The organism is Aeromonas sp. Lyrl_2 (assembly GCF_051948815.1).
GTDB classification, from domain to species: domain Bacteria; phylum Pseudomonadota; class Gammaproteobacteria; order Enterobacterales; family Aeromonadaceae; genus Aeromonas; species Aeromonas veronii.
Window position 1 is genome coordinate 25241 of sequence record NZ_JAYJLJ010000024.1, and the last position, 26785, is coordinate 52025.

General features: G+C 59.2%; 23 protein-coding genes, 9 tRNA genes and 1 pseudogene. 22 read left to right on the top strand and 11 right to left on the bottom strand.

Going from position 1 to position 26785, the window contains the following annotated elements; genetic code table 11:
* Positions 1 to 68: 68 nt before the first annotated feature.
* The 3 genes from VF684_RS17860 to ygjK all read left to right on the top strand — a co-directional run bounded on the left by VF684_RS17860 (position 69) and on the right by ygjK (position 4095).
* Positions 69 to 605, top strand: coding sequence for a YbhB/YbcL family Raf kinase inhibitor-like protein (locus VF684_RS17860; protein WP_139440416.1), 537 nt, complete (start codon positions 69 to 71; stop codon positions 603 to 605).
* An 11-nt stretch (positions 606 to 616) separates the two neighbouring features.
* Positions 617 to 1417, top strand: a complete 801-nt coding sequence (locus VF684_RS17865; RefSeq protein ID WP_139440415.1) for a helix-turn-helix transcriptional regulator — start codon at positions 617 to 619, stop codon at positions 1415 to 1417.
* A gap of 197 nt (positions 1418 to 1614) precedes the next feature.
* On the top strand, positions 1615 to 4095 hold the full coding sequence (gene ygjK / locus VF684_RS17870) for an alpha-glucosidase (RefSeq protein WP_139730732.1): 2481 nt from the start codon (positions 1615 to 1617) through the stop codon (positions 4093 to 4095).
* A 100-nt stretch (positions 4096 to 4195) separates the two neighbouring features.
* On the opposite strand, the gene VF684_RS17875 is transcribed toward ygjK, so the two are convergent.
* From VF684_RS17875 to VF684_RS17885, 3 genes are all read right to left on the bottom strand, one after another.
* The gene (locus VF684_RS17875) at positions 4196 to 4747 is read right to left on the bottom strand and encodes a hemerythrin domain-containing protein (RefSeq protein WP_005353878.1); all 552 of its coding nucleotides are present in this window, start codon (positions 4745 to 4747) and stop codon (positions 4196 to 4198) included.
* Between the two features lie 70 nt (positions 4748 to 4817).
* On the bottom strand, positions 4818 to 5495 hold the full coding sequence (gene ung / locus VF684_RS17880; RefSeq protein ID WP_005353881.1) for a uracil-DNA glycosylase: 678 nt from the start codon (positions 5493 to 5495) through the stop codon (positions 4818 to 4820).
* Between the two features lie 69 nt (positions 5496 to 5564).
* The gene (locus tag VF684_RS17885) at positions 5565 to 6305 is read right to left on the bottom strand and encodes a substrate-binding periplasmic protein (RefSeq protein WP_107683617.1); all 741 of its coding nucleotides are present in this window, start codon (positions 6303 to 6305) and stop codon (positions 5565 to 5567) included.
* A gap of 368 nt (positions 6306 to 6673) precedes the next feature.
* Here VF684_RS17885 and grcA point away from each other — a divergent pair, with 368 nt between their 5' ends.
* Positions 6674 to 7054 carry an autonomous glycyl radical cofactor GrcA gene (grcA, locus tag VF684_RS17890; protein WP_005334936.1) on the top strand — a complete coding sequence of 127 codons (381 nt, stop codon included), beginning with the start codon at positions 6674 to 6676 and terminating at the stop codon, positions 7052 to 7054.
* 116 nt (positions 7055 to 7170) lie between these two features.
* On the opposite strand, the gene VF684_RS17895 is transcribed toward grcA, so the two are convergent.
* The 7 genes from VF684_RS17895 to hemA all read right to left on the bottom strand — a co-directional run bounded on the left by VF684_RS17895 (position 7171) and on the right by hemA (position 14270).
* Positions 7171 to 8451, bottom strand: coding sequence for a dicarboxylate/amino acid:cation symporter (locus VF684_RS17895; protein WP_139731174.1), 1281 nt, complete (start codon positions 8449 to 8451; stop codon positions 7171 to 7173).
* Between the two features lie 301 nt (positions 8452 to 8752).
* Entirely contained in the window at positions 8753 to 9607 is an 855-nt protein-coding gene (kdsA, locus tag VF684_RS17900; RefSeq protein ID WP_204381616.1) for a 3-deoxy-8-phosphooctulonate synthase, read from the bottom strand.
* Positions 9608 to 9704: 97 nt separating this feature from the next.
* A complete protein-coding gene (locus VF684_RS17905) occupies positions 9705 to 10505 on the bottom strand; it encodes a SirB1 family protein (protein WP_005334938.1) in 801 nt (266 codons plus the stop codon).
* 12 nt (positions 10506 to 10517) lie between these two features.
* Positions 10518 to 10901, bottom strand: coding sequence for a SirB2 family protein (locus VF684_RS17910; RefSeq protein ID WP_139731175.1), 384 nt, complete (start codon positions 10899 to 10901; stop codon positions 10518 to 10520).
* 56 nt (positions 10902 to 10957) lie between these two features.
* Positions 10958 to 11809 (bottom strand): peptide chain release factor N(5)-glutamine methyltransferase, encoded by an 852-nt coding sequence (prmC, locus tag VF684_RS17915; protein WP_376899896.1) that lies wholly within the window; start codon positions 11807 to 11809, stop codon positions 10958 to 10960.
* A 61-nt stretch (positions 11810 to 11870) separates the two neighbouring features.
* On the bottom strand, positions 11871 to 12959 hold the full coding sequence (prfA, locus tag VF684_RS17920) for a peptide chain release factor 1 (RefSeq protein ID WP_005353897.1): 1089 nt from the start codon (positions 12957 to 12959) through the stop codon (positions 11871 to 11873).
* 51 nt (positions 12960 to 13010) lie between these two features.
* On the bottom strand, positions 13011 to 14270 hold the full coding sequence (hemA, locus tag VF684_RS17925; protein WP_113739726.1) for a glutamyl-tRNA reductase: 1260 nt from the start codon (positions 14268 to 14270) through the stop codon (positions 13011 to 13013).
* A 126-nt stretch (positions 14271 to 14396) separates the two neighbouring features.
* Here hemA and lolB point away from each other — a divergent pair, with 126 nt between their 5' ends.
* From lolB to VF684_RS18000, 15 genes and pseudogenes are all read left to right on the top strand, one after another.
* Entirely contained in the window at positions 14397 to 14975 is a 579-nt protein-coding gene (gene lolB / locus VF684_RS17930; RefSeq protein WP_005353907.1) for a lipoprotein insertase outer membrane protein LolB, read from the top strand.
* Positions 14975 to 15845: pseudogene (gene ispE / locus VF684_RS17935) on the top strand (4-(cytidine 5'-diphospho)-2-C-methyl-D-erythritol kinase). The gene lolB and the pseudogene ispE overlap by 1 nt, the downstream one beginning before the upstream one ends.
* Positions 15825 to 15899, top strand: a tRNA-Gln gene (locus VF684_RS17940). The pseudogene ispE and the gene VF684_RS17940 overlap by 21 nt, the downstream one beginning before the upstream one ends.
* Positions 15900 to 16094: 195 nt before the next feature.
* Complete coding sequence (locus VF684_RS17945; protein ID WP_005343846.1) at positions 16095 to 17042, top strand: ribose-phosphate pyrophosphokinase; 948 nt, start codon at positions 16095 to 16097, stop codon at positions 17040 to 17042.
* A gap of 116 nt (positions 17043 to 17158) precedes the next feature.
* Entirely contained in the window at positions 17159 to 19153 is a 1995-nt protein-coding gene (locus VF684_RS17950) for a bifunctional metallophosphatase/5'-nucleotidase (RefSeq protein WP_376899894.1), read from the top strand.
* A gap of 218 nt (positions 19154 to 19371) precedes the next feature.
* Positions 19372 to 19968 carry an aminoacyl-tRNA hydrolase gene (pth, locus tag VF684_RS17955; protein ID WP_058059203.1) on the top strand — a complete coding sequence of 199 codons (597 nt, stop codon included), beginning with the start codon at positions 19372 to 19374 and terminating at the stop codon, positions 19966 to 19968.
* A 116-nt stretch (positions 19969 to 20084) separates the two neighbouring features.
* A complete protein-coding gene (ychF, locus tag VF684_RS17960; protein ID WP_139440410.1) occupies positions 20085 to 21176 on the top strand; it encodes a redox-regulated ATPase YchF in 1092 nt (363 codons plus the stop codon).
* Between the two features lie 234 nt (positions 21177 to 21410).
* Positions 21411 to 21487, top strand: a tRNA-Met gene (locus VF684_RS17965).
* Between the two features lie 8 nt (positions 21488 to 21495).
* Positions 21496 to 21570 (top strand) — tRNA-Gln (locus VF684_RS17970).
* Positions 21571 to 21616: 46 nt separating this feature from the next.
* Positions 21617 to 21691, top strand: a tRNA-Gln gene (locus VF684_RS17975).
* Positions 21692 to 21737: 46 nt separating this feature from the next.
* Positions 21738 to 21812 (top strand) — tRNA-Gln (locus tag VF684_RS17980).
* A 39-nt stretch (positions 21813 to 21851) separates the two neighbouring features.
* Positions 21852 to 21928, top strand: a tRNA-Met gene (locus tag VF684_RS17985).
* Between the two features lie 10 nt (positions 21929 to 21938).
* Positions 21939 to 22013: transfer RNA gene (locus VF684_RS17990), tRNA-Gln, on the top strand.
* Between the two features lie 39 nt (positions 22014 to 22052).
* A tRNA-Met gene (locus VF684_RS17995) sits at positions 22053 to 22129 on the top strand.
* A gap of 8 nt (positions 22130 to 22137) precedes the next feature.
* Positions 22138 to 22221: transfer RNA gene (locus tag VF684_RS18000), tRNA-Leu, on the top strand.
* A gap of 218 nt (positions 22222 to 22439) precedes the next feature.
* On the opposite strand, the gene VF684_RS18005 is transcribed toward VF684_RS18000, so the two are convergent.
* Positions 22440 to 24272, bottom strand: coding sequence for an SLC13 family permease (locus tag VF684_RS18005; RefSeq protein WP_204381610.1), 1833 nt, complete (start codon positions 24270 to 24272; stop codon positions 22440 to 22442).
* Positions 24273 to 24535: 263 nt separating this feature from the next.
* Between VF684_RS18005 and pnuC the strand changes: the two genes are divergently transcribed.
* From pnuC to VF684_RS18020, 3 genes are all read left to right on the top strand, one after another.
* Entirely contained in the window at positions 24536 to 25252 is a 717-nt protein-coding gene (gene pnuC / locus VF684_RS18010; protein WP_040066934.1) for a nicotinamide riboside transporter PnuC, read from the top strand.
* 3 nt (positions 25253 to 25255) lie between these two features.
* A complete protein-coding gene (locus VF684_RS18015; protein ID WP_139442056.1) occupies positions 25256 to 25981 on the top strand; it encodes a nucleoside phosphorylase in 726 nt (241 codons plus the stop codon).
* 105 nt (positions 25982 to 26086) lie between these two features.
* Positions 26087 to 26758 carry a Crp/Fnr family transcriptional regulator gene (locus VF684_RS18020; protein WP_139442057.1) on the top strand — a complete coding sequence of 224 codons (672 nt, stop codon included), beginning with the start codon at positions 26087 to 26089 and terminating at the stop codon, positions 26756 to 26758.
* Positions 26759 to 26785 lie beyond the last annotated feature (27 nt).

The following is a 26785-nucleotide window of genomic DNA, read 5'->3' on the forward strand; positions in this document are numbered from 1 at the left end:
CCGTTCTGCAATATTATTCTGCCCTGCTCTCGCTAAAGTGAACCCGTTACCACACGAGGAGTCACCCGATGAAATTGCTCAAACAGAGTGCCCTGTTGCCACTGCTCTGCCTGACGGCCATGCCAGCCTTTGCCATGACCCTGAAGAGCACGGACATTCACGAAGGCCAGCTGATGGACAAACAGTTCAGCTTCAACGGCTTTGGCTGCAGCGGCGACAACCACTCGCCCCAGCTGAGTTGGCAGGATCTGCCGGCAGACACCAAGAGTGTTGCCATCACCGCCTATGACCCAGATGCCCCCACCGGCAGCGGTTGGTGGCACTGGCTGGTGGTTAACCTGCCTGCCACCCAGAGCGAACTGGCCAGCAATGCCTCCGGCAAGCTCAAGCAGGGATTGGAGATCCGCACCGACTTTGGCAGCCAGGGTTATGGCGGCCCCTGCCCGCCCGCTGGTCACGGCATGCACCGCTATCAGTTCACCGCCTGGGCCCTGCCCCATGATCTCGAGGTAAAGGCTGATACCCCGCCGGCTATGGTAGGCTACATGCTCAACAGCATGGCGCTCGGCAAAGCCACCCTGACCGCCACCTTCGTCACCCCCTAGGAGCCAACCGGATGAGCACTCCCCTGCTGCAACAGAGCCACTATCTCGGGATCCGCCAGCAGCCCCTGCACCGGGTGCTCATCTATGCCCCGACCCTTATATGGGTCACCCAGGGGAGCAAGCAACTATGGTGGCGCGAGCGACGTCTGTCGTTTGACAGGGAGCGGTGGCTGCTGATCCCGGCAGGCCACCAGCTCACCTTCGTCAATCAGCCGAAGCAGGGCAAGTTTCGCTCCCACGCCATCACGCTGCTCACTCCGCCGCCACCAGAATGGCTGGCCGAGTCAGCCCCTTCCCACGCCGATCTGGAGGAACCTGCCGTCAAGGTCACCCCCGGGCTCGCCTTCTGCTTTGAGCTCATCAGCACCATGGCCGAACGGGGACTGAGCGAGGCGACCCAGGCCGAACTGCTGCGCGGCTTCTATGCCGAGCTGCGGGCCGCCAACGCCCTCGGGTTACTCTTTCCCGCCAGCACCATGACCCTCGCAGAGCGGCTGGCACGCTACCTGGCGGTGGAACCCGGCATCGACCACACCCTGGAGGCGGTGGCCCCCCACTTCTCCATGAGCCGCGCCTCCATGGTGCGCAAGCTGGCCGCCGAAGGTCGCAGCTTTCGCCAGTTGCTGGCTCAGGTGCGGATGAGTCACGCCCTCAACCTGTTGCAACAGGGCCTGACCCCGCTGGAGGTCGCCCTCGCCTGCGGTTATGACTCCCCCAGCCGCTTTGCCGCCCGCTTCAAACAGGAGTTCGGCCTGACGCCCCACCAATACCAGCACACCTGCCCTGCCAGATTGGCGAGCAACGACAAGTAAAATATTACTTAAATCCAATCTTATGTAACCTGATGTAACCCGGTGATCCCGCTCACATTGCCGCCTCTTCAGAGTGTGATCTCGCGCCAACGCTCCCTTTTTCCCTTGCCATACAATGGCTACCGAACACCTTTTCACTAAAAATAAGCGTAAAAAAATCTTCCTTTTAACCTACAGAAACGGAATTGGAGCGAGCAATGTTTCGTAAAACTTTACTCTCGGTAGCCCTCGGCACCGCCCTGTTCGGACTGACTGCCTGCAACGATAACCAGACAGAGAGCAGCACAGTCGCCAAACCGGAGCAGGCCATCCAGTACAAGGACGTGATCGACCGTCGGGGAACACCGACCCAATTCCGCGACTTTGACAGCTACTCCAACCTCAAATACAACCCGCTGCTCGATCTGGGGGCCTGGCACGGTTTCCTGCTGCCTGCCAGCGACAAGGAGTGGGGGGGCTTTACCGGTCCCATGGTCATCTCCGAGGAGTACAGCCTCTTCTTTGCCAGCGAGCTGGACAAGCTCACCCTGAGCGATGCGAGCGGCCGCCCGTTCCCGCTCACCAGCGCCCGCAAGCAGGAGGTGTACGCCATTCCCGGTGCACTGGTGCAACGCTTCGAGTTCGAGCCCTTCACGCTGGAGCTGGAGCTGCGTTATGGCGATGCCCGCACCGCTCTTATCCGCACCCGACTCATCAACCAGACCGATGCACCGCTCACCCTCAACCTCAACTGGCAGGGCGAGTTGCTCAATCAATGGGATGCCAAGGATACGATTGCCAGCAAATATCCAGGCTGGACACGCACCATCAGCGAGAGCGACAAAGGAATCGAATTCCAGTTCGGTAAACTGCGCAGCACCTGGAACATCATGCAGAGCGGCAGCGCCCGCTATCGAATCGACCGCACCCTGCCAAGTCGCACCACCCTCGACCAGAAGACACTGGGCTACCAAAGTGACGCCAGCATTACCCTGGCCGCCAAGGGGAGCGAGGATATCTACACCCTGCAGAGCTATCTCCACTCCGCAGATGACGCCAGCCGCCATCTGCAGAGCCGTCAAGCCCTGCTGGCCAACCCGGCCAGCTATTTTGCCGACTCCATCCGCCGCTGGGAGGGCTACCTTGCCAACGGTCTCTCCAATCAGGGGATCCCCGAGTCGGAGCGTCGCATCGCCGTCAAGGCGATGGAGACCCTCAACGGCAACTGGCGCTCCCCGGCTGGCGCCATCCTCCACGACGGGGTAACCCCCTCCAATACCGCCCGCTGGTTCGACGGCGTCTGGGCCTGGGATAGCTGGAAGCACGCCTATGCCATGGCACACTTCAACCCTGAGGTAGCCAAGAACAACGTGCGCGCCATGTATGACTATCAGGTACAGCCGGATGATCCGGTGCGACCACAGGATGCGGGCATGGTGATCGACGCCGTCTTCTACAACAAGCTGGCGGATCGCGGTGGCGATGGCGGCAACTGGAACGAGCGCGACACCAAGCCGCCCCTCTCCGCCTGGGCCATCTGGGAAATCTACAGCGCCACCAAGGACAAGGCCTTTATCGCCGAGATGTATCCCAAGCTGCAGGCCTACCACGACTGGTGGTACCGCGCGCGGGACAACAACCGCAACGGCATCATCGAATATGGCGCCACCAAGCATGTGGAGCACAACGACGAGTACGGCAATATCACCTTCAAGGTGCAGTACTCCAACGGTATTCCCGCCGGGCTGGATTTCTCCAGCTGTACCAGTGAGGGGGATGGCTGGTATGCCTGCGCCGGTATGCCGCTCTATCAGCAGGTGTTGAACGTGGGCGGGTACAGCGACATGGATATCGGTGCCCAGCACGGCGCCGGTTGGGAGTCAGGCATGGACAACGCCGCCCGCTTCGGCTTTATCGAACCGGGCCAGCTGCAACGCTATGCCGACAAGACCTATGGCGGAGATTTGGCCAAGGCACGTCAGGACTGGAACGTCGCCTTCTTTGAAAACCATCAGGACAATGGCGATTTGATCGGTTTCTCCATCGATCAGGAGTCAGTGGAGCTCAACGCCTTCCTCGCCAAAGAGAAACGCATTCTGGCAGACATGGCCGACCTGCTTGGCAAGCCGGACGACGCGAGCCGCTACCGCGATGGCGCGGCCCAGCTGGCTGGTTACATCAACAGCTGCATGTTCGATGAGGCGTCAGGCTTCTATTACGATCGTCAGATTGCTCAGGGGGATGTGGCTGACGGCAACGGCTGCGTCGGCAAATTGCTGACCGCTCGCGGCCGTGGTCCGGAAGGGTGGAGCCCGCTCTGGGCAGAGGTCGCAGACAAGGAGAAAGCGGCGCGGGTGCGTGAGGTGATGCTCAACGCCCAGGAGTTCAACACAAAGATTCCGCTGGGCACAGCCGCACTCACCAACCCGGCCTACGACCCCAATATCTACTGGCGCGGCCGGGTATGGCTCGATCAGTTCTACTTCGGGGTGAAGGGGCTGGAGAACTACGGCTACCGCAGCGATGCCGAGGCTCTGGTCAACAAGCTATTCAACAACGCAGAGGGCTTGGCGGGCAGCGGCCCCATCCGCGAAAACTACAATCCGGAGACCGGCGCCATGCAGGGGGCAAGCAACTTCAGCTGGAGCTCGGCCCACCTCTATATGCTCTATCGCAACTTCCTGAAACCACAGGCGTAAGCTTGCTCCACCATGCAAAAGGCCTCCGGATGGAGGCCTTTCTGTTTTCACTCAAGTTGCACTCACACAATACCCGCCACACGGCAGGTACGGGCTCGTCTTAGCCGGTCGTGAGCGGCAGAGAGAGGCGTTTGGCCAGTGCCTGGAAGTGCTGGCTCACCTCGGCCCCGAACAGGGGGTCGCCAATGGCGCGGTTCTGCCAGTTTTGCTCCAGATGACGCCAGTCATCCTCGGTCAGGGAGTCACGCAGATGGGGGAAGATCACCCCCTCTTCATAGTTCATGTGTGCCTCTTGCAGCTCCACGAAGCGCTCCAGCTTGGTGGTAAACTGATCGAGGGGGATCACCGCATCCATCAGGATCATCTCCACCATCTCCTTGAGATCGGCCCCGGCCTCCAGCAGCTTGACGTGCTCCTCCTGCAGGCGGTTGGCGACCTCACCCTCCACCACCCGATATTTCAGGTAGTAGTCATAGATGAGGTCTTCCTTGGGATGGTGGTACTTGTCAGAGACCTCCCGCAGGTAGTCGATGACATCGCGCACCAGAAAATAGCTGATGGGCTCTTCGGCACGGATGGCTGCCAGCTTGTGCTTGAGCAGCTCCAAAAGTCGGGCGATGTTGAGATGATCCTTGTGCAGACTGGATAACATGGGCACTCCTTGGCTCTGAATTAATCTTATGTCCCTGAGTATACGGTCATTTGTCGCCCGAACTTTGCACTCAATCAAGTGGGATGCAGACAGATTTCCACTCTATCGGACTCTTGCCCTGTTGTTCCAGCAAGCGATTGGTCTCGCTAAAGTGACCGCAACCGATGAAACCGCGGTGGGCAGAGAGGGGGCTCGGGTGCGGCGCGGTCAGCACATAGTGGCGCTGGCGGTCGATGAAACGTCCCTTCTTCTGGGCGTGGGCACCCCACAGCAGGAACACAACACCCTGACAACTGGCATTGATCTGCTCGATGACCCGATCGGTAAAGGTCTCCCATCCCAGATGGGCGTGGGAATGGGCCTGACCGGCCTGCACCGTCAGCACAGTGTTGAGCAGCAAGACACCTTGTTTGGCCCAGGATTCGAGAAAGCCGTGATTGGGTGTGACGAAACCTGGCAGGTCACGCTGCATCTCTTTATAGATGTTGACCAGTGAGGGGGGCGTACGCACGCCGGGCAGAACGGAGAAGCAGAGACCGTGCGCCTGATTGGGGCCGTGGTAGGGATCCTGTCCCAGGATCACCACCTTGACCTGATCCAGCTCGGTCAGCTTGAAGGCATTGAACACATCGGTGGCTGGCGGGTAGATCACCTTGCCCGCTTCCCGCTCGGCTCTGACGGTTGCCAGCGTACTCTTGAAATAGTCCTGCTCTTTCTCAGAGCCAATCACATCACTCCAGGTCAGCACCCCGGCCTCCTCACTTGATACGGCGAAGGGCTCAGGATAGGGGGCCAGCCCGCAAGACGCAACCGTGGCTCACGCTTTCCAGAGCCTGGCGAGGCGCCCCGAGCGCTCCAACTTGCGCAGCCCGGTATTGAACAGCAGCATCAGACGGCGTGCCTCGGGATCAGCCTTGCGCATCAGCAGGTATCCCGGTTGCGACCAGATGGGGTCGGCTGCACCGGTCAGTGACAGCGATTGGGGATGACGAACGAGCGCCTGCTGGAACAGAGTCTGTGCCACCTGCTCATCCATCACCAGATAGTGGATCCGCCCGTCAAGCAGCTTGCCCATGCTCTCCTCATCGGAATCTGACCACTCGAGAGTGAGCCCGGCTTGGCGAGCGGCAAAACCATCGCCATAGAAATAGCCACGGGTCACCCCGACCGGCTCGTGTTTCAGCTCACCCAGATTGACCGCGGGCGTACCGGTCAGCGTCATCAGGCGAGTGGTGAAATGGCCGAGCGAGGCGGAGAGATAGAAAAGCTGCTCCCGCTCGCGGGAGCGAAACCAGGGCATGGTGACCACATAGCGCCCTTCCAGAGTCAGTCGGTAAGCCTCGGCCCAGGAATAGAAGTGAAAGCTGACATCGAGCCCCTCTTCGGCAAAGGCCTGGCGCACCACCTCACAGAGAAAGCCCTGATTGGGCAACGCCTCACTGATATAGGGCGGCCACTCGCCCACAGCAATACGCACCGTCTCGGCCCGTACCGCAACACTGCTTGCCCAGCAACAGAACAGGGCCAGCCATACCCACTTTCGCCACCCATTATTCACCCGGCACTCTCCTCGCTTTTTTTGCTGAGTGTAGCCAACCCCTCAATTAACCTCAGAAAAAGCATAAAAGATGTAGTTGAATTACTAGATTAACGAGATAAAAGATGCATAATTTGCATATCTTACAAAATCAGAAAAATGACCTATTTTTGATTCAACTCAAGAATTTAATCCCATTGAAATGGCGCTTTGTCGGATTTTCTTGATCTAGATCAATTTTTGTAATATTACCACCGTGGTATATATGACCCCATCAAAGAAAAGGTGTAAGGCAAGGGCCCTTTAAGTCATCGCCATCGACGGTAGCTTAAATACATCAGGGTAATTTCCTTACAGTTGGATTCGCGTTCCCATTGAGGAGTCATACCATGATCAAAGGCATTCAAATCACCCAGGCCGCCAACACCGCTCTGCTGAACTCTTTCTGGCTGCTGGACGAAGAGAAGCAACAAGCTCGCTGCATCTGCGTCAAAGGCGATGCTTTCGCTGCCGATCAAGAAGTGCAACTGGCTGACCTGGGTCAGTTCGAATACCGCGAACTGCCGGTTCAGGCTGAGCCTGCTGTTGAAGGTGGCCAGCACCTGAACGTCAACGTGCTGCGTCGCGAAACTCTGGAAGATGCTATCGAAAACCCGGAGAAGTACCCGCAGCTGACCATCCGTGTATCTGGCTACGCAGTGCGTTTCAACGCCCTGACCCCGGAACAGCAGCGTGACGTGGTTACCCGTACTTTCACCCAGAGCCTGTAATCAGCGCCCTGCAGTGAAGAGCTGATACTTGCGGTATCAGCACAAAAAAACGGCCAATCGGCCGTTTTTTTATTGCCCCCGCACCAACCAACGCGGCCGTGCGGGGGAAACAGCGCTTACGCCCTGTCCACTTCCAGTTGCCCGACCTTGCCGCCGAGCACTGCATCCATTTTCTTCTCGTCCAGCTGCTTGCAGTATTTGGCGACCACCACGGTGGCAACCCCGTTACCGATCAGGTTGGTCAACGCCCGCGCTTCGGACATAAAACGGTCGATCCCCAGGATCAGCGCCAAACCAGCCAGTGGCAGATGGCCCACCGCCGAAATGGTCGCTGCCAGCACGATAAAGCCACTACCAGTCACCCCCGCCGCCCCTTTCGAGGAGATCAGCAGTACCACCAGCAGGGTGATCTGCTGGAACAGGTCGAGCGGCGTATTGGTGGCCTGGGCGATAAAAATCGCCGCCATGGTCAGATAGATGGAGGTGCCATCCAGGTTAAAAGAGTATCCGGTCGGAATGACCAGCCCCACCACCGATTTCTGGCAACCCAGCTTCTCCATCTTATCCAGCATCCGCGGCAGTACCGACTCTGAAGAGGAAGTCCCCAGCACGATCAGCAACTCCTCGCGAATGTAGGAGATGAAACGCAGGATGCTGAAGCCTGAGGCTTTAGCGATGCTGCCCAGCACAATGAAGATAAAGAAGAGGCAGGTGAGATAGAAGCAGGCAATAAGCTGGCCCAGCTGTACCAGTGAACCTACTCCATATTTGCCGATGGTAAATGCCATTGCCCCGAATGCACCGACCGGCGCCAGTCTCATTATCATATTGATAATGCCAAATATGACTTTGGAGAAACTGTCGATGACGCCGAAAATAATCTGTCCTTTTTCACCGATATGATGCAGGGAGAAGCCGAACAGCACCGCAAACAGTAACACCTGCAAGATATTACCGCTGGCAAAGGCACCGATCACACTGCCCGGAATAATATCCAGCAAAAAGGCGATAATGCCCTGGGACTTGGCCTGCTCCGCATAGGCGGAGATGGCGCTGGCATCCAGCGCTGCCGGATCGACGTTCATGCCGGCACCCGGTTGCAGCAGGTTGACCACGCACAGCCCGATGATCAAGGCGATGGTGCTGACCACCTCGAAGTAGAGCAGAGCAATGGCGCCGGTCTTGCCGACCGCCTTCATACTCTCCATCCCGGCAATGCCGGTAACCACGGTACAGAAAATAACGGGGGCGATGATCATCTTGATCAATTTGACGAAGCCATCACCGAGGGGCTTCATATCGGCGCCCAGTTCCGGATAGACATGCCCCAGAAATACCCCGAGGGTAATCGCGAGCAATACCTGAAAATAGAGGCTGCTAAATAGTTTCTTTCGCATTATTAACGTCCTGTTAATTTAATTGCACATTGTTATGGCAGCAATAAACATGCAGATAGCCGGACGAGATATCTGCGTACCTCACCCGATCCATGCTGTTTCTGCATTACTACGGGGACCACTTTACATGTAATAAAAAACAATTAAGAGACATTAATCACACAACAAAATTAACACCATTAACACCACAGCAACCGACAATTGTTTGCTCGCAGATTAATTTGAGTCTTCAACTAAATATGGCAGATATAAAAATACCCCGCATTGCGGGGCATTTTCATCAGGCATGACAGCGTCGGGATCAGGCCGAGGTATCGAGAGGTTCGAAGCCCTTGATCAGGTCATCGATGGCCTTCATCTGTTTGAGGAAGCCTTCCAGCTTCTCCAGCGGCAGGGCGCTCGGGCCATCACAACGGGCAATTTTCGGGTCCGGGTGGGATTCAATAAAGAGACCGGCCAGACCGACCGCCATGCCGGCGCGCGCCAGCTCGGTCACCTGCTCGCGACGGCCACCGGAGGCGGCACCCAGCGGATCACGGCACTGCAGGGAGTGGGTCACGTCAAAGATCACCGGATATCCACCGGTGCTCTTCTTCATCACGCCCAGACCCAGCATGTCCACCACCAGGTTGTCGTAGCCGAAGTTGGCACCGCGCTCGCACAGGATCAGCTGGTCGTTGCCGCACTCCTCGAACTTGTCGGTGATGTTCTTCATCTGGCTGGGGCTGAGGAACTGCGGCTTCTTGATGTTGATAACGTTGCCGGTGCGGGCCATGGCTTCCACCAGATCGGTCTGGCGTGCCAGGAAAGCGGGCAGCTGGATAACGTCAACCACCTCGGCGACCGGCTTGGCCTGATGGGGTTCGTGCAGATCGGAGATGACCGGCACGCCGAAAGTCGCTTTCAGCTCCTGGAAAATCTTCATCCCCTCTTCCAGACCCGGGCCGCGGTAGGAGTGGATGGAGGAGCGGTTGGCCTTGTCCCAGCTCGCCTTGAACACGAACGGGATGCCCAGCTTGCTGGTCACTTCCACGTACTTCTCGCACACCGCCATCGCCATGTCGCGGGATTCCAGCACGTTCATGCCACCAAACAGCACGAACGGTTTGTCATTGGCAACGTCGATCTGGTTGATCTTGATATTCTTCTGTTCCATCTAAGACATCCTTAATAAAAGGGCCTGAAGCCTAGTTAATCCGTTGCGACCGGACGCAGCGGCCTTGATATTCTTCTGTTTCAGTTTCAAGCCGCCCTTAATGGAGGGGCTTGGGGCTCAGATCCAGCGCGGCCAGCTGCACTTTCAGCACATCGGCGACGGGATCGTCCGGGCATTGTTCAATAAAATATTCAAAATCGTCGGCGGCCTGACGCGGGCAGTCGAGCTGCTCGTAGATAAAGCCGCGATCCCGCGTCTCCAGCGGATCGCCGGGCTTCATACGCAACAACAGCTCGCTGCAACGCAGCGCCTCGGGCATACGATCTTCCCGCAGCAGGGCCCCCTTGCTGACGTTGAGCAGCCGTTCGATGATCTCCCACTGGCCGGAGGGCTGCAGGTAGTCGGGGGTCAGGGTCGCCAAGTCCCCCAACGCACCGCGCAGCAGCAGCTCGATGCGGGCCAGGCTCAGCTCGTCGCCGGTAAAGGGGTCAACATAGACCTCCCCCTCGCCACCGGCAAAGCTCACCAGGAAGTGGCCGGGGAAGCAGATCCCCTCCACATCGAGCCCAAGCTTGCGCCCCAGCTGGATGATGAGAATACCGAGGCTGACCGGGATCCCCTTGCGCTGAACCAGCACCTGATTGAGATCGCAGTTGTTGGCAGAGAAATAATCCTGCCAGTCGCCATGAAAACCGAGGCTGTGGTAGAAGCCCTGCAGCAACTGCTGGCGCACCTCATCGCAGGTGCCCTCTTCGATCTGCTCGTCCAGCCACTCGTCCAGCAGGTTCAACTCGCGCATCCCCTCCTCGACCGAGCCATAAATCTCGTCACTGACTGACAACGCCAGCTCGGTGATGTCGTGGGCTTCGAAATCGGTCCATTCGTCTATGTGTAACATTCTCTTCATGCCTTAGCCGAACACACTCGTCTGTTTGAGCACTGCCAACTTGGCAATAAAGTAGATCCAGCCGAGCGCCCCCAGAAAGGAGCACCTGCGCACCAGATTGCTTTTGGCCAGCCGCAGCGCCATCGCCGCCAGAAATACCAGCACCAGAATGGCCATCAGCTTCTCGCTGAGCCAGGGCGTTCCGTTATTGAGCGGGTTGAGATCCAGCACCATGCAGAGCAATACGCCGGAGAGCACCACCAGACCGTTGAGCCAGCCGCTGACCTTCATCACCGGCGCGCTGTAGGCTCGGCCAGTGGCGGTCTGTACCCAGTAGAAACGGAGCATAAACATCAGCACGGCCCCGGCAATCAGGGTGAGGTGCAGGTGTTTGAGCACAAAAATCATATTCAATCCTTGCATGAGGGCGCACAGGCAACCCGCCGAGTAACAGTGAGGAACCGTCAGCGCAGCGGGCAGAGGCCCAGCGTCACCCTGTCGTTATCCCCGTAATCACGCACCGTGGCTACCTCGCGGTAGCCGCCATCACGCAGCAACTGACGCACTGCCTCCCCCTGATCCCAGCCATGCTCCAGCAGCAACCAGCCATCGGTCAGCAGATAAGCGGGAGCATGGGCCACGATGTGGCGGATATCAGCCAGCCCGGCGTCATCGGCAACCAGCGCCGAGCGGGGTTCAAAGCGCACGTCACCCTGCTCGAGATGGGGATCGGCGCCATCAATATAAGGGGGATTGGAGACAATCACCGCAAATCGTGGCGTTTCGTCGTGATCCGGCTCGCCAAGGGGCTCGAACCAGCTGCCATCGCGCACCTCGATGGGTAACCCCAGTGCGACGCTGTTCTCGCGCGCCAGTGCCGCGGCATCCGCCATCCGATCCACCGCCCACACATCGACCTCGAGCCGCTCGGACTTGAGCGCCAGCGCGATGGCGCCGGTGCCGGTGCCCAGATCCAGCACGGCGCACGGCCCCTGCGGGATTTTGGTCAGCGCCTGCTCGACCAGCACCTCGGTATCGGGGCGCGGGATCAGGGTCGCCGGGCTCACCTTGAGGGGCAGCGACCAGAACTCCCGCTCGCCCACCAGATGGGCGATGGGTTCGCCATTGAGACGACGGACCAGCCACCCCTGCAGGGTGGCCTGCTGGGCGGCATCCAGCTCACGCTCGGGCCAGGTCATCAGATAGCTGCGACGACACCCGAGCAGATGGCAGAGCAGTACATCGGCATCGGCGCGGGGGGACTCCCCCTCAGCCAACACAGTCATGATATGGGTGCGGGCCTGCTGTATCTGCATCAGTGCCACTCCACCTTATGGGCACGACACTTAATGCGAGCTTGCCGAATCACCATTTGCATCAGTTGTTCTCGGCCAGCGAGGCGAGCTGATCGGCCTGATACTCCTGCACCAGCGGCGTGATGACGCAGTCCAGATCCCCTTCCAAAATTTCGGAGAGGCGATAGAGGGTCAGGTTGATGCGGTGCTCGGAGAGGCGACCCTGCGGGTAGTTGTAGGTCCGGATGCGCTCGGAGCGATCGCCGGAGCCCACCAGATTGCGGCGGGTGCTCTGCTCGGCGGCGCGGTGACGCTCATCCTCGGCCGCTTGCAGGCGGGCGGAGAGCACTGACATCGCCTTGGCGCGGTTCTTGTGCTGGGAGCGCTCGTCCTGACACTCCACCACCAGACCGGTCGGCAGGTGGGTGATGCGGATGGCCGAGTCGGTCTTGTTGACGTGCTGACCACCGGCACCGGAGGCGCGGAAGGTGTCGATCTTCAGATCGGAAGGGTTGATCTCGATCTGCTCGGCTTCCGGCACTTCCGGCAGCACGGCGACGGTACAGGCGGAGGTGTGCACCCGACCCTGAGATTCGGTCTCCGGCACCCGCTGTACCCGGTGACCACCGGATTCAAACTTGAGACGGCCATAGACGCGCTCGCCGTCGATCTTGGCGATCACCTCCTTGTAGCCACCGTATTCACCGTCGTTGCAGCTGACGATGGAGACGCGCCAGCCCTGACGCTCGGCAAACCGTGAATACATGCGGAACAGGTCACCGGCAAAGATGGCCGCTTCGTCGCCACCGGCACCAGCGCGGATCTCCAGATAGCAGTTGTTGTCATCCTTGGGATCCTTGGGCAGCAGCATCAGTTGCAGCTCCTGCTCCAGCGCCTCCAGATTGGCCTTGGCCAGCGGCAGCTCCTCCTGCGCCATCTCACGCAGGTCGGCATCATCCTCCTCCAGCATCATCTGGGTGGTCTCAAGATCATCCTGCGCCTGACGGTAACGCTGGAAGGCGTGAACGATATCTTCCAGCTGAGCATATTCGCGGGTCAGGGCGCGGTAGCGATCCTGATCCGAGACCACATCTGGCTCGCCGAGCATGGCCTGTACTTCTTCGTGGCGCTCGATGAGGCCTTCCAGCTTTCTGATCAGTGACGGATTCATAACTCTTGCATTCTCAATGGAGGACGGGACAACCGGCAGGTTGCCCGAAAATTATGGCTCTTGTGACAACCCCAGCGCCTGCCGCAAGCGGGAGAGCTCGCTCTGATCCCCCTGGGAGGCAGCCTGGCGCAACGCCTGGGTCGGCGCGTGGATCAATTTGTTGGTGAGGCGATGGGCCATCGCCTTGAGCGCCTGTTCGGCACTCTCGCCCTGGGCCAGCGCCAGCAGGGCGCGTTGCAACTCTTCGTCAGCCACTTGCTGGGACTGATGGCGGTAATCGCGAATGAGGTCGACCGAGCTCTGGCCGCGATACCACCCCATAAACTCGTCCCGCTCTTCCTGCACGATCACTTCCGCCTGTGCGGCAGCCCGTTTACGGGTTTCGAGGTTCTGCTCGATGATCCCCTGCAAATCATCCACCGTGTAGAGATAGGCATCGGAGAGCTCATCGACTTCGGCTTCGATGTCGCGCGGCACGGCAATATCCACCAGAAACATGGGTTTGAAGCGGCGGGCCTTCAGCGCGCGCTCCACCATCCCCTTGCCGATGATGGGCAGGGGGCTGGCGGTCGAGCTGATGACAATATCCGCTTCGTGCAGATAGTCGGGGATCTCTTCGAGCGTCATCACCTGGGCGCCGAATTCGGCTGCCAGGGTCTGGGCACGCTGCAGGGTGCGGTTAGCCACCATCATCTTGGTGACGTTCTGCTCGCGCAGATGACGGGCAACCAGTTCGATGGTCTCCCCCGCCCCGACCAGCAGTACCTTGGTCTGGGAGAGATCGGAGAAGATCCGCCGACCCAGGCTGACGGCGGCAAAGGCCACCGACACGGCACTGGCGCCAATCTCGGTATCGGTACGCACTCTTTTCGCCACCGAGAAGGATTTCTGGAACAACCGCTCCAGCGCCCCCTTCAACGACTCCGCCTGCTGGGCGTGGGCATAGGATTGCTTGATCTGCCCCAGGATCTGCGGCTCCCCCAACACCAGCGAGTCGAGCCCGCACGCCACCCGCATCAGGTGGCGCACCGCCTCTTCATCGTGATGCTGATAGATGGCAGTGACCAGTTCGGCAGCGTCCAGCCCGTGGAACTGCTGCAGCCAGCGCAGCACTTGCTCCTGCCGCTGCTCCTCCAGATTGCAATAGAGTTCGGTCCGGTTGCAGGTGGAGACGATCACCGCCTCGCTGACACCAGGTTGGCTCACCAGCTCACGCAAGGCGCGATCGATGCAGTCCGGGCCAAAGGCGACCCGTTCCCGCAAGGCGACACTGGCGGTGTTGTGGTTGATTCCGAGGGCAAGCAAACTCATGAGTGGGCGACGATCATTTCATACGCTGGGTGCAAAGGCTGCCAATTGTACGAGAAAGGGTAAGTCTTTAAAAGCAATACGGCCGCCCCGTATACTGTGGCAAATTCCTCTCTCTGGAGCCATCTCTTGCTGCTACGTATTTTTACCCTCACCTGCCTGCTGTTGCTGGCCGGTTGTGCCACCACCCAGCCCCAGCGTGACCAAGTGAACTGGAACCAGGAGCGGACCCGTCTCGAGCAACTGACCCACTGGCAGCTATCCGGCAAGATGGCCATCATCACGCCACAGCAAAAGGGCAGCGCCCGTCTCAACTGGCAGCAGGATGGCGAGGATTATCGCCTCAACCTCACCAGCCTGATTGGCACCAGCATTCTGGAGCTCTCCCGCAGCAAGGGCGAAATCACCCTGCTCGACAGCGACGGCAATCGCCACCAGAGCCAGGATGCCGAAGCGCTCATCTATCAACTGACCGGCTGGAATATTCCGGTTGCGGGATTACCGGAGTGGATCAAGGGGCTGCCGGGTCAGGCGGAGTTTGAACTCAACCCCGACAGCAGTCTGGCCAGCGTGCGCGACGGCCAGTGGCAAATCGTCTATGGCGATTATCGGGATCAGGATGGCTACCGCCTGCCGCACCAGCTGACCATGACTGGCCAGAACAGCCGCCTCAAGCTTCAGATCAACCAATGGACTCTTGCACGTTAATGGCTTCCACACGCTGGCCGGCACCGGCCAAACTCAACCTGTTTCTTCACGTCAATGGCCGTCGTCCCGATGGCTATCACGAGCTGCAGACCCTGTTTATCTTCCTCAACCACAGCGACTGGCTCGAGTTCGAGGTGATACCGAATAACGACACACTCACACTGAGCCCGGCCATTCCCGGGGTACCGGATGAGCAGAATCTGATTATTCGGGCGGCACGCCTGCTGCAAGCAACCCTGCCGAGCCCGCAAGGTGCCCATATCCGGCTGGAAAAAGTGCTTCCCATGGGCGGCGGCATTGGCGGTGGTTCATCCGATGCAGCGACCACGCTGGTGGCGCTTAACCACCTCTGGCAAGCGGGTTTGAGCGAAGATGAGCTGGCAGCGCTCGGCGTCCAGTTGGGGGCTGATGTACCGGTGTTTGTCCGTGGCAAGGCGGCCTTTGCCGAAGGGGTGGGCGAGCGGCTGCAACCGGTCGAACTGCCCGATGCCTGGTATCTGGTGCTCAAGCCCGATTGCCATGTGGCGACCGCGGCCGTATTCCAGGATCCGGACCTGCCGAGAGCCACGCCGAAAATGGCGCTGGACAACCTGCTGGAAGGTGAGTGGAAAAACGATTGCGAATCACTGGTGAAAAAGCGCCACCCCGAGGTTGCCAATGCGCTCGGCTGGTTGCTAGAATACGCGCCGTCAAGAATGACGGGCACAGGAGCCTGCGTCTTTGCTCAATTTGAAGACGAAGTGACTGCTCGGGAAGTGTTGGCCTGCGTGCCGAAGGGACTTGATGGGTTTGTCGCCAAGGGCGAGAACATATCACCTCTCTTCTCCACATTGCAACAGTTCAAATGATTGGGGTATCGCCAAGCGGTAAGGCAGCGGGTTTTGATCTCGCCATTCCTAGGTTCGAATCCTAGTACCCCAGCCAATTTTACCGAACAGTATTGATGATGATTAACGTGGCCGGTTTTGCACTCGGCCACGGATTCGGGTTACCGGTATCATCACAATCATTGGGCAGCAGACACCTTGTACGTTATCTTGATAAATCGTTTGCCCCAAAACGATAGGGTCTGATTTCAGACTCCCCCACATACTGGATGCAACCCCGAGGTTTCAAACCGTGCCTGACATGAAGCTGTTTGCTGGTAACGCAACGCCGGAACTAGCCCAGAAGATCGCAGATCGCCTGTTTATCAAACTCGGCAATGCTGCCGTAGGTCGCTTTAGCGACGGCGAGATCAGCGTACAGATCAATGAGAATGTACGTGGTGGCGATATCTTCATCATTCAATCCACCTGTGCCCCGACCAACGACAATTTGATGGAATTGATCGTCATGGTGGATGCTCTGCGTCGTGCTTCAGCTGGCCGTATCACTGCCGTTATCCCCTACTTTGGTTATGCCCGTCAGGATCGCCGCGTCCGCTCCGCCCGTGTACCCATCACCGCCAAGGTTGTCGCTGACTTCCTCTCCAGCGTCGGTGTGGATCGCGTGCTGACCGTTGACCTGCATGCCGAACAAATTCAAGGTTTCTTCGACGTTCCGGTAGACAACGTGTTCGGTAGCCCGGTGCTGCTGGAAGACATGAAGTCCAAGAACCTCGAGTCTCCTGTCGTTGTCTCCCCGGACATCGGTGGCGTCGTGCGTGCCCGCGCCATCGCCAAGCTGCTGGATGACACCGACATCGCCATCATCGACAAGCGCCGTCCCCGCCCGAACGTCTCCCAGGTCATGCACCTGATCGGTGACGTTGCCGGCCGCGACTGCATCATCGTTGATGACATGATCGACACCGGCGGCACCCTGTGCAAAGCCGCAGAGGCCCTGAAAGAGCGCGGTGCCAAGCGTGTATTCGCCTACGCTACCCACCCGGTCTTCTCCGGTTCCGCCGTCGAGAACATCAAGAACTCCGTGATCGATGAACTGATCATCACCGACTCCATCCCGCTCACTGCGGAGATGAAAGCGGTAGGCAAGGTCAAGCAGCTGACGCTGTCAACTGTACTGGCCGAAGCCATTCGTCGCATCAGCAACGAAGAGTCCATCTCTGCCATGTTTGAGCATTGATAGATTCAGCAATAACGAAAACCGCCATCAGGCGGTTTTCGTCTTTCTGGACCTTCTCTTTCCAACTTTCTGCTATCTGGTACGACCCTGCCCCCGGCAGGCTTAAGGATTTACCCATGAATTGCTTGCGTCCCCTCCTGCTCGCGACCCTCACCTCCGCCCTGTTCGCCTGTCAGCCCGCCAAAGAGAACCAGCCCTTCGTGCTGACCCTGGCTCACATGAACGACACCCACTCCCAGTTTGATCCGGTCAATGCGGAGATCAAAGGGCAGATCTTTGCCCAGCACCAGCAGGGGGAGACGGACACCCTCTATACCCGCTTTGGCGGTTATCCGCGCCTGCTGACCATGGCGAAAGCCTATCAGGCCGAGGCGCTGGCCAAGAACCAGCCCTTGCTGCTGCTGCACGGCGGCGATGCCTGGCAGGGCAGCGGCTACTTCAAGCTCAACGAGGGGATGGCCAACGCCGAGTTGCTGAGCCAGTTCGGCCTCGATGCCATGGCGCTGGGCAACCACGAGTTCGATCTGGATAACCAGAAGCTGGCCCGCTTCATCGAGGGGGTCAACTTCCCGGTGCTGGCCGCCAACCTCGACACCAAGGCCGATCCGGCCCTCAGCAAGGCTGACAACCTCAAGCCCTTCGTGGTCTACGCCTTTGACGGCAACCAGAAGAGCCCGGTCACCGATCTCGACAACCTGCCGCAAGGCAAGCAGCTGGTCGCCGTCATCGGTCTGGTGCTGGAAGACATGGGCAATATCGCCCCCAACGTCGGCAAGCTGCGCTTTGGCAAGGAGGTCGCCTCGGCTCAGGCCACGGTCGACATGCTGCAAGCCAAGGGGATCCACCAGATCGTGGCGCTGACCCACATCGGCAACGAGCGGGATCTGGCACTGGCGGCCAAGGTAAACGGCCTCGATGCCATCGTCGGCGGCCACTCCCACAGCCTGCTCGGCGATTTTCGCAATATTGGCTGGGGCAAGACCGGCGATTACGCCAAGCTGGTGACCAATCCGGATGGCATCGGCAAAACCTGCGTGGTGCAGGCGGGCTCCTACGCCCAGGCCATCGGTCTGGCACAAGTGACCTTTGACAGCCAGGGTCAGGTGACCGACTGCCAGGGCCACAACAGCCTGCTGGCCAGCCGCGATTTCTTCGCCGATGCGGCGCGCAAGCAAGCGCTCGACGACGCCCGCAGCAAAGAGGCAAGCCAGTTTGTCGACAACCAGCCCAATCTGGTGACCGTGGATGAAGATCCGCGCCTGCGCGGCATCATCGACAGCCACTACAAACCGGCGCTGGAGAAAGCCTACGGCCCGGTGATCGGCACCATCCCCGAGCAGCTGCAAAATGCCCGTCGCCCCGGTGACAACGGCAGCGACAGCCATGGCTCCGACGTGGCGCCGCTGGTTGCCGAAGGGGAGTTCTACTGGGCCAATACCCCAGCAGTGCAAGATCTGACCGGTGGCCCGGTCGACTTCGCTCTGGTGGCGGTTGGGGGCGTGCGCGCCGACCTGCCTGCTGGCGAATGGCGTGAGGGGGATAGTGCCCTCACCCTGCTGCCGTTCAAGAACCAGCTCGCGGTGCTGACCCTGACTGGCGCCGAGGTACGCGCTCTTTTGACCGAGACTATCACCGCCACCCTGCCCGCCAGCGCCCATGCCGGCAAGTTCCCCTATGGCGGCCACCTGCGTTACACCTTCCAGGAGACCGACGCAGGCAAAGCGGGCACCCTGACCCAATTGCAACGCAAGACCGCAAGCGGCGAGTGGCAAGATCTGGTGGATAGCCAGCACTATCGGGTGGTGATGAAGGCCTACAGCGCCAACGGCAACGATGGCTGGCAGGCACTGGCCAATGCCCAGCGTCAGAAGAGCGAGCGGGTCGATATCGCCAGCGTCAATGGCAAGCTGACCGCCTTCCCGGTGCTGAAGGTGGCACAAAACGGCGAGCTGCTGAGCGCCGTCTATGCCCCGGGCCAAGCCCTCGATTGCAAAGCCAGCGGCGTGGATTGCGGCACCGATGCAGCGTCTTTCGTGGAGTATGTGCGCGATGCCCGTCCCACCTTGACCGCACTGGATGAAGAGACTGTCACCCTGCTGCGTACCAAATAACGACGGTAGTCAACCGGGCACAATCCATCGATAAGCTGAAACGGGCCTCTTGCAAGAGGCCCGTTTGCCCACCGTTAGCCACCCATTGGCCGCAATAATGCTGCAAATCCCGCCATAACATGCGCATTGGTTGAGTGATCGCCACTCGGCGGCTAGAATATTGCGTCCTATTGCCCTGGGTAGTGTGCCCACGGCAGCTGCGAGTGAAGACATCAAGCGTGACAAGCGAAATCAAACTGATCGTCGGACTGGGCAACCCCGGCCCGGAATATGCCAAGACCCGCCACAATGCGGGCGCCTGGTATGTAGAGCAACTGGCCCGCTGGCACAATGTCAGCCTGCGTGAAGAACCCAAGTTCTTCGGCCATACTGCCCGCATTCTGGTCGAGGGGCAGGATGTGCGGCTGCTCATCCCGAACACCTATATGAACCTCTCTGGCAAGGCGGTGGCCGCACTGGCGCGTTTTTATCAGATTGAGCCGGAAGCGATTCTGGTGGCCCATGACGAACTGGATCTGCCGCCTGGCATCGCCAAGTTCAAGCAGGGTGGTGGTCACGGTGGCCATAACGGTCTCAAGGACATCATCGCCAAGATGGGCAACAACAATAACTTCTTCCGGCTGCGTCTCGGGATCGGCCATCCCGGCAGCAAAGAGCAGGTGGCTGGCTTCGTCCTGACCAAGGCCCCCAGTAGTGAACAGAACCTGATCGACGCCGCGCTGGACGAGTCCCTGCGCGCCACCGACATCCTGTTCAAACAAGATATGACCAAGGCCATGAATCGCTTGCACAGCTTCAAGGCGGAAAAGGGTTAGGTCGGTTTGACCCTGTACGGGCATTGTGCCGGTACATGAGCAACGACCAGAACAAGCATGACATGGGCCGCCTGCGGGCGACCCCCAACAGCATCCATCAAGTAAGGTAACAATCCATGGGTTTTAAATGCGGTATCGTGGGCCTGCCCAATGTAGGTAAATCCACCCTGTTCAACGCGCTGACAAAGGCCGGTATCGAAGCCGCCAACTTCCCGTTCTGCACCATCGAGCCGAACACTGGTGTGGTGCCGATGCCGGATCCTCGCCTCGATCAGCTGGCTGCCATCATCAATCCGCAGCGCGTTGTGCCGACCACCATGGAATTCGTCGACATCGCCGGTCTGGTTGCCGGTGCCTCCAAGGGTGAAGGTCTGGGCAACCAGTTCCTGGCCAACATCCGTGAAACCGAAGCAATCGGCCACGTTGTGCGCTGCTTCGACGACGAAAACATCATCCACGTTGCCGGCAAGGTCTCCCCTGCCGACGACATCGAAGTGATCAACACCGAGCTGGCCCTGTCGGATCTGGACGCCTGTGAGCGCGCCATTCACCGCCAGTCCAAGCGCGCCAAGGGCGGCGACAAGGATGCCAAGCTGGAAGTCGAAACCCTGGAGAAGATCAAGGTCGCGCTGGAAAACGGCCAGATGATCCGCGGCATGAAGCTGGATAAGGAAGAGCTGGCCGCCGTGAGCTACCTCAACTTCCTGACCCTCAAACCTACCATGTATATCGCCAACGTGGCGGAAGATGGCTTCGAGAACAATCCCTATCTGGACAAGGTGCGTGAAATCGCCGCCGCTGAGAACGCGGTCGTGGTCGTGGTCTGCTGCGCCATCGAAGCCGACATCGCCGAACTGGACGATGAAGATCGCGCCGAGTTCATGGCTGACCTGGGCATCGAAGAGCCGGGCCTGAACCGCGTTATCCGCTCCGGCTACCAGCTGCTCAACCTGCAGACCTACTTCACCGCCGGTGTGAAAGAGGTACGCGCCTGGACTATTCCGGTCGGTGCCACTGCCCCGCAAGCGGCTGGCAAGATCCACACTGACTTTGAAAAAGGCTTTATTCGCGCCCAAACCATCGCCTTTGAAGACTTTATCAACTACAAGGGTGAGCAAGGCGCCAAGGAAGCGGGCAAGATGCGCGCTGAAGGGAAAGATTACATCGTCAAAGATGGCGATATCATGAATTTCCTGTTCAACGTCTAATCCCATGACAGGCCAGCATTTGCTGGCCTGTTTTTTATCTGCCATTGCCCGGGCAATCATGGCAATGTCTTAAAAAAAAGCAGATTGTTGGGCTTTTGCGCAACAGAGACCAATAACTGGTCAAACGCACTCAAATTGCGTTTTTCTGGCAAAAAAAGGGTTGACGCCCCAGAGCCAGATACGCATAATTCGGCCCGCACGGTGACGAGGTAACGACTCATCGGAAGCAAGGTTGGCTATGTAGCTCAGTTGGTTAGAGCATCGCACTCATAATGCGGGGGTCACAGGTTCGAATCCCGTCATAGCCACCATCTCTAGTTGGGGTATCGCCAAGCGGTAAGGCAGCGGGTTTTGATCTCGCCATCCCTAGGTTCGAATCCTAGTACCCCAGCCATTTTTAAAAGTTCTTTGCCAGTCTCGCGACTGTTGAGGAACGCTGTTGGGGTATCGCCAAGCGGTAAGGCAGCGGGTTTTGATCTCGCCATCCCTAGGTTCGAATCCTAGTACCCCAGCCATTTTTAAAAGTTCTTTGCCAGTCTCATGACTGTTGAGGAGCGCTGTTGGGGTATCGCCAAGCGGTAAGGCAGCGGGTTTTGATCTCGCCATCCCTAGGTTCGAATCCTAGTACCCCAGCCATATTTCTGTTCTCTTCCACATCAGTGGTTGATAACAAACGGCTATGTAGCTCAGTTGGTTAGAGCATCGCACTCATAATGCGGGGGTCACAGGTTCGAATCCCGTCATAGCCACCATTATTTCTGTTGGGGTATCGCCAAGCGGTAAGGCAGCGGGTTTTGATCTCGCCATCCCTAGGTTCGAATCCTAGTACCCCAGCCATTTTTCTGTTCTCTTCCACATCTGTGGTAGATAACAAACGGCTATGTAGCTCAGTTGGTTAGAGCATCGCACTCATAATGCGGGGGTCACAGGTTCGAATCCCGTCATAGCCACCATTAATATTGCGGAAGTGGCGAAATTGGTAGACGCACCAGATTTAGGTTCTGGCGCCCTAGGCGTGAGAGTTCGAGTCTCTCCTTCCGCACCATTAATAGCAGTACCAAACAGACCAGCTCACGCTGGTTTTTTTGTATCTGAAATTTGCCTCTCCCCAGTTTTTCTCTCGCTCCTCTATTAACCCAGCGCCACGTTAATTCACGTTCACGTCCCTCTTCACTGATTCCGATCACGCCTTGCCACTCTTGTCTCCCGGCCATAAAAAAGCGGCCCGCAGGCCGCTGGTGCACACATTCATCATCCCGGTTATCAGAACGGGAAGAACCAGGGGATCGCTACCACGCTCACCGCCATCACCAACAAGGTGAAGGGCACCCCGATACGGATAAAATCGGCAAACTTGTAGTTGCCCGGCCCCAGTACCAGGGTATTGACCGGTGACGAGACCGGCGTCATAAAAGCGGCCGAGGCGGCGATGGCAATGGTCATGGCAAACGGATAGGGCGATACCCCCATCTGCTGGGCCGTGCCCAGCGCAATGGGCGCCATCAGCACTGCGGTGGCGGTGTTGGAGATAAAGAGCCCGATCACCGCGCAGAGGGCAAACAGGCTGGCCAGCATGACCCGCGGCCCCATCTCCCCTACCGCATTGATCAGGCCACCGACGATCAGATCCACCCCGCCGGTTTTTTGCAGCGCCAGCGCGAAGGGGAGCATGCCGACGATGAGGATCAGGGTCGGCCAGTGGATCGACTTGTAGGCACTCTCCATATCGATGCAGCGAAACTTGCCCATCAGCAGACAGGCGATCAGCGCGGCAATCACGTTGGGCACCGGATCGGTCACCATCAGCAGGATCATTACTCCAAGACAGAAGAGGGCATGAATGGCCTGGCTGCGGGCGAGGGCCATCTCGTCCACTTCAGCGGGCAACCCCATCAGCAGAAAGTCGCGGCTATGGGTCTGCAACTGTCTGATGTGGCTCCAGTTTCCTACCACCAGCAGGGTATCCCCCATCTGCAGCGGCTCGTCCACCAGCTTGCCTGCCAGCGCTTCACCGTCGCGGCGCAGCCCCACCACGCTCAGACCATAGCTGGAGCGGAAGGTCACCTCACGCACGCTTTTACCCAGCAGCTTGGACTCAGGGATCAGCGACACCTCGGCCATCCCCACCTCCCGCGCCTGATCGGAGAAGTACTCCCCGCGCAGGATCATGGGTTCGAGCCGCGCTTCGCTGCAAAACGCCCGCACATCCACCTCGGGGTCTGACATGTCGATCAGCAGAACATCCTTGGCCTGGAACTCACTGATCCCGGACACTGGCACCATCACCCGGCGAAACTTGCGCCAGCGCTCCACCCCGATGACGTGGGCACCATAACGGGCACGCAGTTGCAGCTCATCCAGGGTATGGCCAATCAGCGGGGAGTCCGGCCGCAGCGCCAGACGACGGGCCCGACCGGCCAATCGATAGTCTCGAATGAGATCTCGCAGGGTGCGGCGCCCGGTCGGCTTGCCCTTGCCCTCTTCCCCTTCGCCCACCATGGAGCCGCGCACCAGCAGCATGTAGAGGATGCCCAGCCCCAGGATCAGCACGCCCATCGGGGTGAAATCGAAGAACCCGAAGCCGTGAATGCCGTGGCGCATCAGCTCACTGTTGACCACCATGTTGGGGGGCGTGGCCACCAGCGTCATCATGCCGCTGATCAGCCCGGCAAAACCGAGGGGCATCATCAGGCGACCGGCCGGGATCCCCATCCGGTTCGCCACGCTCAGCACCACCGGGATAAAGATGGCCACCACTCCGGTGCTGCTCATCACAGCCCCCAGACTCGCCACCGCTACCATCAGCAACACCAGCAGCTTGGTCTCGCTGCTACCCGCCACCTTCACCAATGCATCCCCCACCTGATAGGCGATGCCGGTGCGCACCAGCCCCTCACCCACCACAAACAGGGCGGCAATCAGGATAACGTTGGGATCGCTAAAGCCCGCCAGCGCCTCCGGCAGGGTGAGGGTGCCGCTCAGCACAAAGAGGATAATGATCAACAGGGCGACCACATCCATGCGCACCTTGTTGGTCATGAAGAGATAGATGGCGCCAGCCAGCAGACAGAGCACCCAGACAAGCTCGGAATTCAATGCAACCTCCTTTTATCACGTGATTCTCCTCCCGGAGAGTGGACTCTATCAGACCACAGCCACGGCGCTATCATCTTGCTACATATCAATAAAGTCCGGCCCGCCGGGGCCCCATAACCCATCACTGCTGGAATAACCGGGCAGCAGCGGCGATTTCTTTGATATGGGCCAAGCCCGGGGCGGACAAAAGTCCTGCCCCTCCTCCCCCTCACCCCTTAGAATGGCGCCCTCGCATACTAACCCTCATGCCCAAGGATCAGAAAATGAGCATATTCGAGCTGTTCAGCATCAATAACACGCTAGTGACCATACCGCTGGGTGGCGGCTATGCCATGTCATGGATTGAAGCCATCGGCACCCTGTTTGGTCTGGCCTGTATCTGGTTCGCCAGTCAGGAGAAAACCATCAACTACCTGTTTGGCCTGATCAACGTCAGCCTGTTTGCCATCATCTTCTTCCAGATCCAGCTCTACGGACTGTTGATGCTGCAGCTGTTCTTCTTCTGCGCCAACGTCTACGGCTGGTACGCCTGGACCCGCCCGGCCAACGATCAGGGGGATACCCTGCAGATCCGCTGGCTCAGCAAATCCAAACTGATGGTGACCGCCGCCGTGAGCGTGCTGGCCATCGCTCTGCTGACCCGCTATATCGACCCGGTCTTCGCCACCCTGGCACGCACCTCAGTCTCCCTGCTCAACCTGTTTGGTGCCAACCTTGCCATCCCCGAGCCCTCCCCCGATGCCTTCCCGTTCTGGGATGCCAGCATGACGGTGCTCTCGGTCGTCGCCCAGATCCTGATGACCCGCAAATACGTGGAGAACTGGATCCTCTGGGTCGTCATCAACATCATCAGCATCGGTGTCTATGCCGCGCAGGGCGTCTACGCCATGTCGCTGGAGTACCTGATCCTGCTGTTTATCGCCGCCAACGGCACTCGCCTCTGGGTGATTGCCGCAAAGCGCCAGCCACAAGGTCTGTAAGCCATGAGTCTGTTACCCCATCTCCAGTGCCGCCCCGACCAGATTGCCGAGCGGGTGGTACTGTGCGGCGACCCGGCCCGGGTCGATCGCATCGCCAGCCAGCTCGAACAGTGTGAAGTGCTGGGGCAAAACCGGGAGTTTCGCCTCACCAACGGCCGCTATCAAGGGCTGCCCATCACGGTTTGCAGCACCGGCATCGGTGGCGCCTCGGCCATCATCGCGCTGGAGGAGCTGGTGCAAGCCGGTGCCCGCTCGCTCATTCGGGTCGGCTCCGCCGGGGCCCTGCAGCACGACATCGGCCTTGGCGACCTTATCGTGGTGGAAGGGGCGGTACGCAATGAGGGCGCCTCGCAGGCCTATCTGCCCGCCGAGTACCCCGCCTGCGCCGATATCTGGCTGCAGGCCGCCTTGCTCAACCATTTAGCGACCGGCAGCCAGCCTCATTGGCACGGGCTGGTACGCTCCCACGACAGCTTCTATCGGGATGACGAGCAGGAGGTGTGCCGCTACTGGCATGCCCGTGGCGTGCTCGGCGCTGACATGGAGACCGCCTCCCTGCTGACCGTGGGTCGCCTGCGCAAGGTGCGGGTCGCCGCCGTGCTCTGCAACGTGGTACTGTTCGAGCAGGATGTGCAACAAGGGGTGGCGGATTACGCCAGCGCCGAACAGGCGATGATGGCCGGTGAGCAGCAAGCCATCGCGGCCGCCCTCCACGCTCTGGTGCAATAAAGCGCAAACCGTTAACTGCGGCACATCCGCTACCGTGCGGGCTGGTATCCTGCCCGCACTCTTGCTAGCCTCATGGCCCTCGTCATCCGGTGCGACAGGCAAGTCATGCAGCAACAGCCCTACCCCCTCGGCCGTTTTCACGCCGAACTCCAGCAGCTTGAACCCCGCTTTGCCGCGGCGCTCGACGCCTGCACCCTGTTTCTGCGCCGTTACCTGCCGGGCGAATTGATAATGCGGCAGGGGGAGCAGAGCGAGCAGCTCTATCTGGTCGAACATGGCCGGGTCTCCCTCAATAGCGCCGTCCACTCGGGCCGCATCTTCCAGCTTGGCGAAATTGAGTGCCACAGCCAGATCTTCGGTGAGATGGAGTTCTTCAGCGCCACTCCGGTGCAGTGGAACGTGGTGGCCGAGACCGAGCTGGATGCCCGGGTCATCTGCGCCCACAAGCTGGCCCAGCGCCTGCTGGCAGAACCCGAGTTGACCCTCTTTTTCGCCGCTGCACTGGCCAGCGACTATCTCGATACCCTGGAGATCACCACCAGCCGGCTGCTGCACCCCATCGCCTACAACATCGCCTATGAGCTATGGCGTGAGCGCCAGCGCACTCCGATGCTGGGATCGCGCAAGCGGGCCCATGAGGCGGCGCGCTTCGGCACCACCGAGCGGGTTTACCGCCGCGCCCTCAAGGAGCTGGTCGAACAGGGCATAATTGCCGACAGCAGTGACGGCCCCGTTATCGCCGATCTGGCCAGGCTGCGCGCCTATCTCGATCTTTGATTTCCATTCACCTCATTTCGATTCACC